Annotated in this window: 12 protein-coding genes; 9 read left to right on the forward strand and 3 right to left on the reverse strand. The window is 73.5% G+C overall.

Annotated features, from left to right (window positions below; all coding sequences use genetic code 11):
* The first annotated feature begins 41 nt into the window (after positions 1-41).
* The 3 genes from BLV02_RS25640 to BLV02_RS25650 are packed head-to-tail and all read left to right on the forward strand — an operon-like array spanning position 42 to position 4179.
* Positions 42-986 (forward strand): ABC transporter ATP-binding protein, encoded by a 945-nt coding sequence (locus BLV02_RS25640; protein ID WP_069109004.1) that lies wholly within the window; start codon positions 42-44, stop codon positions 984-986.
* On the forward strand, positions 983-1762 hold the full coding sequence (locus BLV02_RS25645; RefSeq protein WP_069109003.1) for an ABC transporter permease: 780 nt from the start codon (positions 983-985) through the stop codon (positions 1760-1762). Before BLV02_RS25640 ends, BLV02_RS25645 begins: the two co-directional genes overlap by 4 nt.
* Positions 1759-4179 (forward strand): ATP-binding cassette domain-containing protein, encoded by a 2421-nt coding sequence (locus BLV02_RS25650; RefSeq protein ID WP_083288185.1) that lies wholly within the window; start codon positions 1759-1761, stop codon positions 4177-4179. Before BLV02_RS25645 ends, BLV02_RS25650 begins: the two co-directional genes overlap by 4 nt.
* A 19-nt stretch (positions 4180-4198) precedes the next feature.
* On the opposite strand, the gene BLV02_RS25655 is transcribed toward BLV02_RS25650, so the two are convergent.
* On the reverse strand, positions 4199-4492 hold the full coding sequence (locus BLV02_RS25655; protein WP_069109002.1) for a hypothetical protein: 294 nt from the start codon (positions 4490-4492) through the stop codon (positions 4199-4201).
* Positions 4493-4956: 464 nt separating this feature from the next.
* Here BLV02_RS25655 and BLV02_RS25660 point away from each other — a divergent pair, with 464 nt between their 5' ends.
* The 3 genes from BLV02_RS25660 (at position 4957) to BLV02_RS25670 (ending at position 7886) form a co-directional block, all read left to right on the forward strand.
* Complete coding sequence (locus BLV02_RS25660) at positions 4957-6264, forward strand: alkaline phosphatase family protein (protein ID WP_083288184.1); 1308 nt, start codon at positions 4957-4959, stop codon at positions 6262-6264.
* Positions 6261-7166, forward strand: coding sequence for an aminoglycoside phosphotransferase family protein (locus BLV02_RS25665; protein WP_069109001.1), 906 nt, complete (start codon positions 6261-6263; stop codon positions 7164-7166). Before BLV02_RS25660 ends, BLV02_RS25665 begins: the two co-directional genes overlap by 4 nt.
* A gap of 66 nt (positions 7167-7232) precedes the next feature.
* The gene (locus BLV02_RS25670; RefSeq protein WP_216093943.1) at positions 7233-7886 is read left to right on the forward strand and encodes a ribonuclease H family protein; all 654 of its coding nucleotides are present in this window, start codon (positions 7233-7235) and stop codon (positions 7884-7886) included.
* Here BLV02_RS25670 and BLV02_RS25675 read toward each other — a convergent pair.
* On the reverse strand, positions 7883-10411 hold the full coding sequence (locus BLV02_RS25675) for a polysaccharide lyase family 8 super-sandwich domain-containing protein (RefSeq protein ID WP_069109000.1): 2529 nt from the start codon (positions 10409-10411) through the stop codon (positions 7883-7885). The genes BLV02_RS25670 and BLV02_RS25675 overlap by 4 nt on opposite strands.
* A gap of 262 nt (positions 10412-10673) precedes the next feature.
* On the opposite strand from BLV02_RS25675, the gene BLV02_RS25680 reads away from it, so the two are divergent.
* Complete coding sequence (locus BLV02_RS25680) at positions 10674-11318, forward strand: class I SAM-dependent methyltransferase (RefSeq protein ID WP_069108999.1); 645 nt, start codon at positions 10674-10676, stop codon at positions 11316-11318.
* Here the strand turns inward: BLV02_RS25680 and BLV02_RS25685 are convergent.
* Positions 11315-11926, reverse strand: coding sequence for a hypothetical protein (locus BLV02_RS25685; protein ID WP_069108998.1), 612 nt, complete (start codon positions 11924-11926; stop codon positions 11315-11317). The two genes, BLV02_RS25680 and BLV02_RS25685, sit on opposite strands and share 4 nt — an antisense overlap.
* Positions 11927-12027: 101 nt before the next feature.
* Here BLV02_RS25685 and BLV02_RS25690 point away from each other — a divergent pair, with 101 nt between their 5' ends.
* Together BLV02_RS25690 and BLV02_RS25695 are read left to right on the forward strand one after the other, a co-directional pair.
* Positions 12028-12693 (forward strand): nucleoside/nucleotide kinase family protein, encoded by a 666-nt coding sequence (locus BLV02_RS25690; protein ID WP_069108997.1) that lies wholly within the window; start codon positions 12028-12030, stop codon positions 12691-12693.
* A 50-nt stretch (positions 12694-12743) separates the two neighbouring features.
* Positions 12744-14162, forward strand: coding sequence for an MFS transporter (locus BLV02_RS25695; protein ID WP_069108996.1), 1419 nt, complete (start codon positions 12744-12746; stop codon positions 14160-14162).
* Positions 14163-14181 lie beyond the last annotated feature (19 nt).

Here is a 14181-nt window from a genome sequence, read left to right on the forward strand (position 1 = left end):
GTACCGTACACTGTACGGGAAATCGGGAACGAGGAGGGTGAGTGGACGCAGCCATCGAGGCGCGGGCGGTGCGCAAGCACTACCGCGGGGCAGAGCGGCCGGCGCTGGACGGGTTCGACCTGCGGGTCGCGGCCGGCACGGTGTGCGCGCTGCTGGGCCGCAACGGCGCGGGCAAGACGACGGCGGTGCGGATCCTGACGACCCTGCTGGCCATGGACGACGGCACGGCGGTGGTGGCGGGCCACGACCTGCGGGCCGACGGCGACGGCGTGCGGCGGGCCATCGGGCTGGTCGGGCAGAACGCCGCCGTCGACGAGATCCTGGGCGGCCGGGCCAACCTGGTGCTGTTCGGACGGCTGCGCGGGCTGGCCAAGGTGGCGGCGCGGGCCCGGGCGGACGAGCTGATCTCGCGGTTCGGGCTGTCCGACGCGGCGGAGCGGGCGGTCGGGACGTACTCGGGCGGCATGCGGCGCCGGCTCGATCTCGCCGCGAGCCTGGTCGTGCCGCCGTCGGTGCTGTTCGTCGACGAGCCGACGACCGGCCTCGACCCGGACGCGCGCCGCGAGGTGTGGGCGACGGTCCGGCGACTGGTCGGCGACGGCGTCACGGTGCTGCTCACCACGCAGTACCTGGAGGAGGCCGACGAGCTGGCCGACCACGTCGCCATGCTCCGCGACGGCCGGGTCGTGCTGGAGGGCAGCCCGGCCCAGCTGACGTCGCTGGTGGGGGACACCCGGGTCGAGGCGCGGTTCGGTTCGGCGGACGACGCCGCGGCGGCGGGGCGGGCGGCCGGGCCGTACGCCGTCGGGCCGGTCGACGTGTCCGGCGCGGGCGTCGCGGTCCCCGTGGCCGACGCGGGCGGCATCACCGGGTACTGCGCGGCGCTGGCCGGGGCCGGCCTGGCACCCGTCGACCTCGCCGTCCGCCGGCCCACGCTCGACGACGTCTTCGTGCACGTCAACACGGTCTCGGAGGAGGCGCGATGAGTTCGCTGGTCCACGGTTCGCTGGTGCTGGCCGGCCGCACGTTCGGGCACTGGCGGGCGCAGCCGGTGCCGTTCCTGGTGACGTTGCTGTTCCCGGTGCTGATCGTGCTGATGATGGGTGGCCTGTTCGGCGGCGCGATCGCCGGCAGCGCGGGCGACTACGTCCCGTTCGTCGTGCCCGGTGTGCTGGCGCTGACCATGCTGTTCGGACTCGAGACCACGATGATCGCGATCGCCACCGACGCGTCGCGCGGCGTGACCGACCGGTTCCGGTCGCTGCCGCTGCACAGCGGGTCGGTGGTCGCCGGGCGGTGCCTCGCCGACCTCGCCGCGTCGGTGGCCGGGCTGGCCGCGATGACGCTCGCCGGGTTCGCGCTGGGCTGGCGGTGGTCGGCCGGCCCGGGCGAGGTGCTGGCGGCGTACGGGCTGCTGCTCCTGCTGCGGTTCGGGCTGCTCTGGGTGGGCGTGTGGGCCGGGCTGAAGGCGCCCGGTCCGGAGGCCGTCGCGGCGGTGCAGATCATGGTCTGGCCGGTCGCGTTCCTGTCCACGGTGTTCCTCGACCCGGCGACGATGCCGTCGTGGCTGGGCGCCGTGGCGGAGTGGAACCCGCTCTCCGCGACGGCCGACGCGGTGCGCGAGCTGTTCGGCAACCCCGGCGTCGCCGGTGGAAGTTGGCCGGCGGATCACGGACAGGAGTTGTCAGTGATGTGGCCGATCCTGATGGTGGCGGTGTTCGCGCCGCTGTCCGCTGCTGCCTACCGGAGATCGAACCGATGACGTTGGACGACACGCCCCACCCGCCGACCCCCGAGACGTCCGCCGTCGACGCGCGTGCCGAAGACGTAGCCCGCCCGGCCGGGTGGGAGGCCCACCCTACGGGCGGGCGCCGACAAGGTCCGCACGGCCAACGTCCGCAAAGCCCGCCCGGGCGACGTCCGCGGCACGGCTTCATCGAGGTCCGCGGCGCGCGTGAGCACACGCTGCGCAACATCGACGTCGACATCCCGAAGCTGCACCTGACCGTCGTCACCGGCGTGTCCGGGTCGGGCAAGTCGTCGCTGGTCTTCGACACCCTCGCCGCCGAGTCGCAACGTCAGCTCAACGCCACGTTCAGCGCGTTCGCGCGGAACCGGCTGCCCAGCTACGGCCAGCCCGACGTCGACCGCATGGCGCACCTGTGCGCCGTCACCGTCGTCGACCAGAAGCGGCTCGGCGGCGGCGCGCGGTCCACCGTCGGCACCGCGACGGACATCGGCGCCCGGCTGCGGCTGATCTTCTCCCGCGCCGGCCGGCCGTTCGCCGGGTACTCCAACGCGTTCTCGTTCAACGACCCGCAGGGCATGTGCCCGCGCTGCCAGGGTCTCGGCGTCGTCAGCGTGGTCGACGAGACGCAGCTGGTCGACCGCGACCGGTCGCTCGACGACGGCGGGCTGACGTTCCCGGCGTTCGGCGTCGGCGGCTGGTTCTGGCGGTCGTACGCACGCAGCGGGTTCTTCGACCCGTCGCTGCCGCTGCGCGAGTTCAGCGACGAGCAGTGGCGCATCTTCATGTACGCCGAGCAGGGCGAGCTGAAGGCGCCGAACCCCGACGTCACCAGCTACGAGGGCGTCGTCGCTCGGTTCAACCGGCTCTACCTGCACAAGGAGCCCGACGCGTACAAGGGCAAGGCGCGCGAGGCGTTCGAGCGCATCGTCACGCGCGGGGTGTGCCCCGACTGCGCGGGGACGCGGCTGGCGGAGGGCGCTCGGTCGTCGCTGATCGACGGCCGGTCCATCGCCGACCTCAACGCCCTGCAGGCCGACGAGCTGGCCGGCGTCATCCGGGCCATCGACGACCCGTCGGTCGCACCACTCGTGGCCGACGCCGCCGACCAGGTGGAACGGCTCGGCATCCTCGGACTCGGCTACCTCAGCCTCGACCGCGCCACGTCGACGCTGTCCGGTGGCGAGTCGCAGCGGGTGAAGATGGTCCGGCACCTCGGCAGCAGCCTGTCCGACCTGCTGTACGTGTTCGACGAGCCGACGGTCGGGCTGCACCCGCGCGACGTGCACCGGCTCGGCTCGCTGCTCGAGGAACTGCGCGACCAGGGCAACACGGTGGTGGTCGTCGAGCACGATCCGGAGATCATGGCCATCGCGGACCACTGCATCGACATGGGGCCGGGGGCGGGGCGGGCGGGTGGCGCCGTCACGTACGAGGGGTCCTACGACGGTTTGGTGAAGTCCGAGACGCGGACCGGGCTGGGGCTGCGGGCGGCTCGGGTGACGCGCGACGCCGGCGCCGTGCGGACGCCGTCGGGGCACGTGCGCATCGAGCACGCGTCGACGCACAACCTGCGCGACGTCACCGTCGACCTGCCGCTGGGGGTGCTGACGGTCGTCACGGGGGTGGCGGGGTCGGGGAAGAGCAGCCTGATCCGCGGCCACCTGCCCGCCGTCCGCCCCGACGCCGTCCTGCTGGACCAGAGCCCGGTGCGCGGGTCGCGGCGGTCCAGCCCGGCGACGTTCACCGGCGTGCTCGACCCCATCCGGTCGCTGTTCGCCCGGACGACGGGCGCGCCGGCGGCGTTGTTCAGCCCGAACTCCGACGGCGGCTGCCCGGAGTGCCAGGGCGCCGGGGTCATCTTCACCGACCTCGCGTTCATGGACGGCGTCACGACGATGTGCGAGGTCTGCCGCGGCCGCCGGTTCAAGGACGAGGCGCAGCAGCACCTCGTGCGCGGCCGGTCGATCGCCGACGTGTTCGAGCTGAGCGTCGCCGAGGCGCTGGAGTTTTTCACCGAGAAGGCGATCCGGCCGACGCTGCAGCGCCTCAGCGACGTCGGCCTCGACTACCTCACGCTCGGCCAGACCCTCACCACCCTGTCCGGCGGCGAACGGCAGCGGCTGAAGCTGGCCAGCGAGTTGGTCGTCGGCGGCAAGTTCTACGTGCTCGACGAACCCACCACCGGCCTGCACCTCGCCGACGTCGAGCACCTGGTCGCGCTGCTGCACCGGCTGGTCGACGACGGCAACACCGTCATCGTCATCGAGCACAACCTCGACGTCGTCGTGGCCGCCGACTGGGTGATCGACCTCGGCCCCGGCGCCGGCCACGACGGCGGCCGGGTGGTGTTCGAGGGCACGCCCGCCGCCCTCGCCGCCGACGGGTCGACGTACACCGGTGAGTACCTGGCCCGCTACCTCGCCGACTGAATTCGGCGGGCAGGTGGGGCTACATGCCGCGCCTGGAGACGGCGGTGACGACGGCGACCAGTTCCGTAGCCTCCGACGGAGTGCTGACCATCTCCTGCTCGTCCACGGAGTAGGTGGCGCCGGTGATCTGGAGTGTGTTGATGCGGGTGTCCTCGCCCCCTTGGACCTCGTAGGTGAGCTCGTAGGTCGCGTTCGGGTCGACCTCCTCGAGGTAGAGCGACGTCACCTCGATTCGGTACGTGACGTTGCACCCGGCGCTGCCGAAGCAGGATTGTTCGAGGACCTTGATCGTCAGCAGGTAGTCCTCGGGCAACGGCTCGTAATAGGTCGGTTCGGTTCGGGCTCGGGTATCGGAGTCGGGGTAGCCGCCGCCGCGGCTGTTTCGTCGACGTCCTCGCTGGGTGCGGCGGTCGCAGTGTCCGGGTCGGAGTCGTCGATGACGACACCGACCAGCACCCCGACGGCGAACGCCCCGACAATCGCTGCCGCCACCACCAGGCGGCGTACGGTCTTGGGTGACACGGTGGAGCCGGGTGTCGATGGCGGCTGTGGTGCTGGTGAGTCTGGTTCGATGGGCATGGTCATGGTGCGAATCCCCCCTTGCGCTGCGTCCCGCCGTGGGCATCACAGCGGCGCTGCGCGATCGTGCCACGGTGTTCGGACAGTTGCCGGGCACGTCGGTCATGGGGTCACGTACACCGGCGAGTACCTGGCCCGCTACCTCGCCGACTGAATCAGGCCGGGTGGCGTTCATTCCGGGTGGGAACGCTGTGCGGCATGGAGATCCCCTCGTCCGGACGTTCCGTCAGCCGTCGTGCCGTGCTCGCTGCCGGCGCCGGGACCGCCGCCGCCCTCGCGCTGCCCTCCATCGCCGACGCGGTGGAGGGCAGCGGCCGCGGCCGGGCGCGGCACGTGGTGCTGGTCGGGTGGGACGGGTTCGACCCGGCCTACCTCGACCTGGTCGAGACGCCGCATCTCGACGCGCTGGCCAGGCGCGGCGTCGTGGGCACCACGACCGGCTGCTTCCCGTCCATCACGAACACGTCGTGGGCCAGTGTCGTCTCGGGCGCCTGGCCGCGCACGCACCTGAACACGCCGTACTTCCTCGACCCCGCCACCGGGCGGGCGGTCAGCCAGAGCAGGACGCTCGAGGCGCCGACCATCGCCGAGGCGGTGACGGCGGCCGGCGGGACGGTCGCGTCGGTGCAGTTCTTCATCCTGCAGAACCACGGCGTCGTGTTCGGCGACCCGCGGGCGCTGTACGTGCAGCCGGGCGGCACCGGGCCGTCGCGGCTGGACGTCGCCGCCGACATCCTGCACGGCCGCCCGGTGCAGTCCGGCTCGACGACGGTCACCGTCGAGCGGCCGCCGACGCTGCTCGCGGTCTACGCCGACGACCTCGACGCGCTCGGGCACGCCGAGGGCGCGGAGTCGCCCGGCATGGCCGGCCGGCTGGCCGCGCTGGACGCCGCGCTGGGCCGGCTCGTCCAGGCGACGAAGGACGTGGGCACGTACGGGAGCACGGCGTTCGTGCTGCTCGGCGACCACGGCATGACGACGTTCACCCGCGCGTTCGGCGGCGACGTGCTGGCCGCGCTGACCGCCGCCGGGTTCACGCCGGAGTTCGTCGCGCCGGGCGCCGCGCCCGCGCCGTCGACCGACGTCGCGATGGTGGTCGGCGGGGTCGCCAACGTGTACCTGCTCGGCGCCGCCCGGACGCCGGACGGCGTCGCGCGGGCCCGCGCCGCGCTGGAGTCGGTCGAGGCGGTGGAACGGGTCCACGACCGCGCGGCCCTCGACGCGTTCGGCGCCAGCCCGCTGCTGGGCGAGCTGGTGGCCGAGCCGGTCGCCGGCTGGTCGTTCGGGCTGACCGACCCGGACGGCCCGCGCGGCTACCACGGCCGGACCGGCGAGCGGGAGGCCGCGCTGCTGGTCGCCGGGCGGGGCGTCTCGCCGCGGGCCCGGCTGGACGGCGCGCGGCACGTCGACGTCGCGCCGACGATCGCCGCGCTGCTCGGCATCCCCGCCCCGTCACGGGGTGAGGGCCGGGTGCTCACGGAGGCGCTGCATACGATGCCGGGGTGAGTCTCGACGCGGCGTCGGCCGCCCTCGTCACCTCCTACGGCCTCGACGACTCCGGACGGGCCTGGCTGGCGGACCTTCCGCGGCTGCTCGCCACGTCCCTGGAGCGGTGGGAACTGCATCCTGACGGACCGGCCGGGAACGGCATGGCGGCGCTGGTCCAGCCGGTGGTCCAGGCCGACGGCACGCCCGCGGTGCTCCGGCTGCAGCCGGCCAACGAGGAGTCCGCGGCCGCCGTCGTCGGGCTGCGCACCTGGGACGGCGACGGTGTGGTGCGGCTGCTCGCCCACGACGGCGGCGCGATGCTGCTGGAACGGCTCGACGGCGACCGGCCGCTGTCGTCGGTCCCGTCCGACGACGCCGCGATGACCGTGCTGGGCGAGCTGCTGGCCCGGCTGACCGCGCGGCCGGCGCCGGACGGCCTGCCGCGGCTGGCCGACATCGCCGCCGCGATGGTCGCCGACGCCCCGTCGGCCGCGCCGTCGCTGGCCGACCCGGCCGAACGCCGGCTGGTCGCGACCTGCGCGGCCGCCGTCGCGGAGCTGCTGCCGGAACCGGGCGACCGCCTGCTGCACTGGGACCTGCACGCCGAGAACGTCCTGGCCGGCGAGCGGGAGCCGTGGCTGGCGATCGATCCCGTGCCGCTGGCCGGCGACCCTGGCTTCGACCTGTGGCCGGCGCTGAACAGCCGCTGGGACGACGTCGTCGCCGGCGGGGTCGAGCGGGTCGTGCTGCGCCGGTTCGACCTGCTCGGGGAGCTGACCGGCGTCGAACGACGGCGGGCCGCGGGCTGGACGCTGGGCCGCGTCCTGCAGAACGCGCTCTGGGAGATCGAGGACGGCAAGGCCGCGCTGGACCCCGCCGACGTCGCCCTCGCCGACGTCCTGCTGCGGCACCGGGTGTGATCCACGGTCCTGTCGGACGTCGCGGGTAGGGTGCCGGGAGTTCGTTCGTCGAAGGGAGAGGTGTTCGTGCTCGCGAAGTACGCCGGCCGGTGTGGTGCGTGCGGTGGAGACATCCATCCCGGCGACGAGCTCGAGAGCTCGGGCAGCGGCCGCAACCGCGCCTGGGTGCACGCTGCCTGCGCCGGCGCGCCCGCCCTCATCCCGGTCCCCGGCGACGCCGAGGCGGCGCTCGTCCCGGCCGCCGCGACACCGGCCCGCGCCAAGCGGCCCCGGCCGCCGGCCATGGTGGCGCCCGAGGGCGCGGTCGAGGTCTACACCGACGGCGCCTGCTCCGGCACGCCCGGCCCCGGCGGCTGGGCGTGGGCCATCTCGCGCGAGCGGTTCGGGTCGGGGTCCGCGCCGAGCACCACCAACCAGCGCATGGAGATCACGGCGGCGCTCGAGGCGGTCAAGGCGATGTCCGGCCCGCTGGTCGTCGTCAGCGACTCCGCCTACGTCGTCAACTGCTTCCGCGACGGCTGGTGGCGCAACTGGCGCACCCGCGGCTGGGTCACGTCCAGCAAGTCGCCGGTGGCCAACCGCGACCTCTGGGAGCCGTTCGTCGACCTCGTCGAGGAACGCGGCGACGTCGTCTTCCGCTGGGTCAAGGGGCACTCCGGCGACCCCATGAACGACCTCGTCGACGAGTTGGCGGTCGCCGCGAAGATCGCGCAGAGCTAGCCGCGCAGGGTCACCTCGAACGAGCGGCCGTAGGCCTGCCGGGTCGCGACGCTCAGCAGCGTGCCCTCGGCCGTGTGCCGCACGGTGACGGCGCGGTCGCCGGCCACCCGGGTCAGCCGCCGTCCGGTCACCAGCACCTCGACGACGTCGCGGTCCATCGTCGGGTCCGAGACGGCGACGGTGGTGAGCCGGCCTGCCCGCGTCCGCGCCAGCACCGACGCCGGTCCGTCGACGCTCAGCCCACCGGCCTCGTGCCGTCCGGCGGTGAACGTGTTGACGCCGGTCAGTTGGAGCCCGGCGTGGCGCACGGCCTGGACGTCGGTGGTGTTCGCGAGCACTTCCAGCGGGCCGTCCGCGTACGCCGTCAGCGCCGCCTCCGTCGCGTGCGGGACCAGCGCGTACGCGTGCGACGACGGCGCCGCGCCGGCCGGGTGGTCGATCGTCACGCCGAGGACGCGCTTGGTCACGGCGGTGTCCGGGTTCGCGGTGCGCACGACGCGGCGGCTGCGGGTGACGGTGTCGAGCCCGACGCGCACCGGCTGCGCGGAGAGGAACACGTAGCCGACGGCGGCGTCCTGGGCCGGGTTCGCCCAGCGCAGCCAGGCGAGGTCGGCGGTGCCGGGCCCGGTCCACGCGCCGCCGTCCCGCAGCGCGCCGACGGCCGTCACCGGGTCGGCCGCCCCCGCGATGCGCGCGTCGACCGACGTCGTCGCCGCCCGGCCCGCGTCGCCCCCGACCCCCGCCGCCAGCACGACGATCTCGTCGTCGAACAGGAACCACGACTTCGTCGCCTTCGCGTTGCGATACACGACGAAATCGTCCGGCAGCACGCCGCGCTGCTGGTCGGCCCACGCGACGTCGCTGGAGAGCACCAGGGCCGCGGCGCCGTACGCGTCCAGCGTCGCGCCGCCGGAGTGGGTGTTGGTGCCGCGCGGGAAGTAAACGTACGTGTTCTGCGACGTCGACGACGACGTGAAGTTCAGCGGGTGGCCCGGGTTGTCGTAGTACGGCGTGCCGTAGAGCTGCGGGATCGTCCGTCGCTCCTCGACCGGCGCCGTCACGCCCGCGAGGCCGTACGGCGACACCGTCGTGAAGTAGTCGACGCCGAACGCCTGCGTCTGGTCGCCGCCGGAGAGGTACAGGTAGTGCGCGCCGTCGCCCTGGAACCACGGCATGAGGTTCTCGCCGCTCATGTACTCGTACTTGCTGATGCGGTCCGAGCTGCGGGCCAGCGCGAACGTGTAGCCGGGGCGGCGGTGCACCGTCTTGTCCATGGCGTTGAAGGCGACGCAGCGCTCGGGCGGGTTGAGGTCGGCCGGCTCGACGGTGTCGTCGGCGATGAGGTCGGCGAAGCGCGCGACGCTCACCGGCGAGACGAACGTCGCCGGGTCCAGCGCCGCCCGCGACGTCGACCGGATGAACTTCACGTACCCGCGCAGCGGTGCAGGGTCGGGCACGTGGCCGGTGAGGTCGACGACGGCCTCGACCACCTGAGCGACGTCGGTGTACCCCGTCGACGTGCGCGAGACCGACCGGCCCTTGACGATCTCCATCATCCAGCCCTCGAAGATCAGCGGCGCGAACCCGTCGGTCACCCACCGCTGCACGATCGGGCCCAGCGCGGCGCCGTCGGCGAACCCCGTCCCTTCCAGGATCTTCAGCGTCTGCACGACGCGGGTCAGCAGCGCGCGGCCGTACGCGCCGGTGTAGGCGACGGAGTGGTGCTGGATGAACGAGCCGTCCGCGTAGTAGCCGTCGGTGTTGCCGTGCCGCAGCGCGTACGGGTCGATCGTCGCGAAGACGGTGAGCTGGTCCTCGATCGCCTTGCGGATGCGCGCCTCGTCGCCGAGCAGGGCGCCCTGGATCATCCGGTTGGTCGTGATGTCGGCGAGGTTGGCGCCGGTGTGGAAGCGGGAGTCCAGGTTCACGTCGCCGTCGGTGCCGTTGCGCAGGTAGGCGTCCATGGAGGCGACGTAGGTCCGCACGAGGTCGCCGGTCTCACCCAGCAGGGCGAGGGTCTTGCCGACGTGCGTCGAGACGCCGATCTCCCAGGTGAACCAGTTGCCGTAGTAGCCGGCGGCCTGGTCGCCGTAGTAGTGGTCGTGCAGCCACACCAGGCCGTCGCGCACCTGCGTCCGGGCGGCGGCGTCGCCGTGCAGGGCCGCGCCCGGGGTAGCAGTGGCCAGCGCGATCTCGTAGAGGTGCTGGTAGGTCGCGTTGAGGTTCGGGTCGCTGGCGCCGAGCGGCAGGCCCGCGAACAACTCGCCCGCCCCCGCGCCGTCGAGGGCGGTGCGCCAGGTGGCGGCGGTCCGGTCGATCGCGGCCAGCTTGGCCGCCACCGCCGGGTGCGCGTTGACGTCCGGCGTGCCGGCGAAGATCGTGGCGGTGTTGGCGAGCAGCCGGTCGGTGCCGATGGTGGCCGGTGCCACGCCGGCCGGCGTCGCGCCTGCTCGCGGCGGGTGGACGACCGCGGCCAGGCCCGCGGCGGACAGCATCGACAGCACTCGGCGGCGACTGAGCTCCACGGGCCCTCCTCGGCAGAGGTCTAGACCTGACAGAGCGGAGTCAAACAGACGAACCGCCCGGCGGCAAGCGCTTGCCCGTGCGCTGCGGCAGTCCAGTGCTCGGGCTGTGGTGATTCGACCTGGTGACCTGAGCGCCAACTGTTGGCGTTCAGGTCACCTGTCCCGCCAGGTACCACCCGCTTCGGCCGCTCAGGAGTCGATGCGCCGTCGCTGGCGCTGCTGCGGGACGAGGCTGTCGGTGGCGGCGGCTAGCGTCGGGTGGGTGACCGAACCCGCCTTCCTCGCCGCCGTCAGCAGCTCCTACGACACCGTCGCCGACACGTTCGCCGAGCGGTTCCCGCCGTCGCGGCTGGGGCCGCTCGGCCACGCCATGCTGCGCGCGTTCGCCGAGGTCGTGCTGGCCGAGAGCAACGGCCCGGTCGCCGACGTCGGGTGCGGGCCGGGCGGGTTGACGGCCGAGTTGGCGGGGCACGGGCTGGACGTGTCGGGCGTCGACCTCTCGCCGCGCATGGTCGAGCTGGCCCGCGCGGCGCACCCTGAGCTGACGTTCACGGTCGGCTCCATGACGGCACTCGACCTCCCCACCGGCGGGTTGGGCGGCGTCGTCGCGCACTTCTCCACGCACCACACACCGCCCGAGCACCTGCCGGCCGTGTTCGCCGAGTTCCGCCGAGTGCTCGCGCCCGGCGGCCACCTGCTGCTGGGCACCCACCTCGGCGCGGACGAATACCTGCGCCCGACCGAGGCCTACGGCGGGCACCCGGTCTCGTACGAGGCGTATCTCCTGCCGGGCGAGCGCATCGCCGCGCTGATCGAGGGCGCCGGGCTGACGATCACCGCACGGCTGGACGAGCCGAACCCGAAGGGTGGCGGCCGCTCGTTCGCCTACTTCTTCGCCAGGAACTAGTCGACGATGAACCAGTCGCCGTCCTGGTAGGCGAGGACGGTGTCGCCGAGGTCCTCCTCGGTGAAGGTGGCGTCGGCCACCACGGCCTCGATCGGGATCGTCACCTGGCTGGGCGTGCTGTCGTCGACCAACTCGGGGTCGATGGTGGCGGTCGCCAGGGCGGCCAGCTGCTCGGCCGACGGCAGCGTGGCCATGATCGCCATGGTCGACTCGCACGGGCCGAAGCCCTCCGCCTCGGCCTGCGCGGCCGCCGGGCCGGCGATGGCGCACATCGTCGGGACGTCGGCGGCGCCGAGGGCGTGCAGGAACGTCTCGAACCGCGTGATCGCCGCCTCGGTGGTCTCCGGCGACCCCGACCCATCGGCCGGCGGCGCGGCCGGGGTCTCGGCGGGGGTTTCGGCGGGTGGCTCGGACGGTTCCGCCGGCGGCTCGGTCGTCGGGTCTGTCGTCGGGTCGGCGGACGCGTCCGTCGACGGCTCGGCCGAGGTCGGCGCCGGGGTGTCCGACCCGCCCGCCGACGGGTCGTCGTCGGAGGAACCGCAGGCGGTGAGGGCGAGCACGGCGCCGGCGCAGAGCAGCGCGGCGCGGCGGACGAACGACAACGACATGGGGACGTCCCAGCAGGAGGTGGCAGAACCGCGCGGCAGGCTAGCACGCGCCCGCGACGAACCAGGGGACAATCGCCGAACGCCGAGAGAGGGGCCCTGACATGGAACGCCAGCGGTTGCTGGAATCGGTCGCGACGACGCTGCGGGCGCTCGACCCCGGCCACCCGGTCCGCGTCGCCGTCGACGGGCCGGACGCGGCCGGGAAGACGACGTTCGCCGACGAGCTCGCCGCGACGCTCGAGGGCGCCCGCCCGGTCCTCAGGCTCGGCGCCGACGACTTCCACCAGCCGCCGGAGTTGCGGTCGCGGCGCGGTGCGCTGTCGCCGGAGGGCTACTACCTCGACGCGTTCGACGTGGTGGCGATCCGCGACGGCGTGCTCCGCCCGCTCGGCCCCGGCGGCGACCGTCGCTACCTGCGGTCGACGTTCGACCACCGGTCCGGGCAGCCGACGGAGCCGGCCGTCGCCGTGGCGCCGCCTGACGCCGTCGTCATCGTCGACGGGGTGCTGCTGCTCCGCCCGGAGCTCCGCGACGCCTGGGAGCTCAGCATCTACCTGCACGTCAAGCCGGACGAGACGCTGCGCCGCGCCGTGGTCCGCGACAGCGACCTGTTCGGCGGCGAGCAGCAGGTCATCGAGCGGTACACGCACCGCTACCTGCCCGCCCAGGCGCTCTACCGCGAGCGCGACCGGCCGCTGGACCGCGCCGACCTCGTCGTCGACCACACCGACCCGGCCCAGCCGCTGATCCTCGCCGACCGCCGCTGATCACTGGCCGCGGCCCGTCCGTCGTGCCAGCATCGAGGCAGGGGTGCACCGTGGCCGAGCACACGACGTCGTCGGACCGGCCGTCGAAGGCGCTGCGGAAGGTTCTGGTCCCGCTCGCGCTCGCGCAGTTCATCTGCAGCTTCGCCGGCTCGAACATGAACGTGATGATCAACGACATCAGCCGCGACCTCGACACCAGTGTTCAGGGCGTCCAGGTCGCGATCACCGTGTTCCTGCTGGTGATGGCGGCGCTGATGATCCCGGGCGGCAAGCTGACCGACAAGTACGGGCGCAAGCTGTGCTTCCGGGCCGGCCTGACGATCTACGGCGTCGGCGCGCTGCTCAGCGCGGCGGCGCCCGGACTCGGCCTGCTGATCCTGGGCAACTCGATCCTGGAGGGCGTCGGGACGGCGTTGTTGATCCCGCCGGTCTACATCCTGGCGACGCTGCTGTTCACCGAGGTGACGTCGCGGGCGCGGGCGTTCGGCCTGATCAGCGCGATGGGCGGGGTCGGCGGCGCGGCCGGGCCGCTGATCGGCGGCCTGATCACGTGGGCGATCAGCTGGCGCGCGGCGTTCGTGTTCCAGGCACTGGTGATCGCCGTGATCATCTGGCTCAGCCGTGACCTGCGCGACCCGCTGCCGCCGGACCCCGACCGGCCGTTCGACGTGCGCGGCGCGGCGCTGTCGGCGGCCGGGCTGACGGCGCTGGTCATGGGGATTCTGGCGGCCGACAACAGCGCGGCGCTGATGGTGCTGCTGCTGGTCGCCGGTGCGCTGCTGCTGGCGGGGTTCGTCTGGTCGATCCGGGCGAAGGAGCGGGCCGGCGAGGAGCCGTTGCTGTCCACCGCGGTGTTCCGCAGCCGGACGGCGAACCTCGGGCTGGTCACGCAGAACGTGCAGTGGCTGCTGCTGCTCGGCACCTCATTCGTCGTCGCGACGTTCCTGCAGGTGGTGCGCGGGTACGACGCCATCGAGACGGGCGTGATCTTCACCGCCGCGACGGCCGGCCTGCTGGTGTCGTCGCTGGCGGCGGAGCGGCTGGCCCGGCGGCGGGCCCAGCGCACGCTGATCCTCGGCGGGTTCGTGCTGGCGATCGTCGGGATCGGGGTGCTGCTGGCGCTGGTGATCGGGGCGCCGTCGGTGTGGGCGTTCGCGCCGGGCTTGCTGGTGATCGGCCTCGGGCTGGGCCTGATGCTGACGCCGTCGGTGAACGTCGTGCAGTCAAGCTTCGGTGAGAGCCTGCAGGGTGAGATCTCCGGGCTGTCGCGCAGCGTCTCGAACCTCGGCTCGACCCTGGGCACGGCGATCGCCGGCACCGTGCTGGTGGCCGGGCTGACGGCCACGCCGGATCGTGCCTACGGGCTCGCGATGGCCGTGCTGGCGGCGGCCGGGCTGATCGGGCTGCTGGCCGCCTGGCGGTTGCCGCGGACACCGGCGCCGGGCGGCGTCGGCGCGACCGAGGGGTAGGTATGACCCGCCCCTCGAG

It is taken from the genome of Jiangella alba, assembly GCF_900106035.1.
Lineage (GTDB): Bacteria > Actinomycetota > Actinomycetes > Jiangellales > Jiangellaceae > Jiangella > Jiangella alba.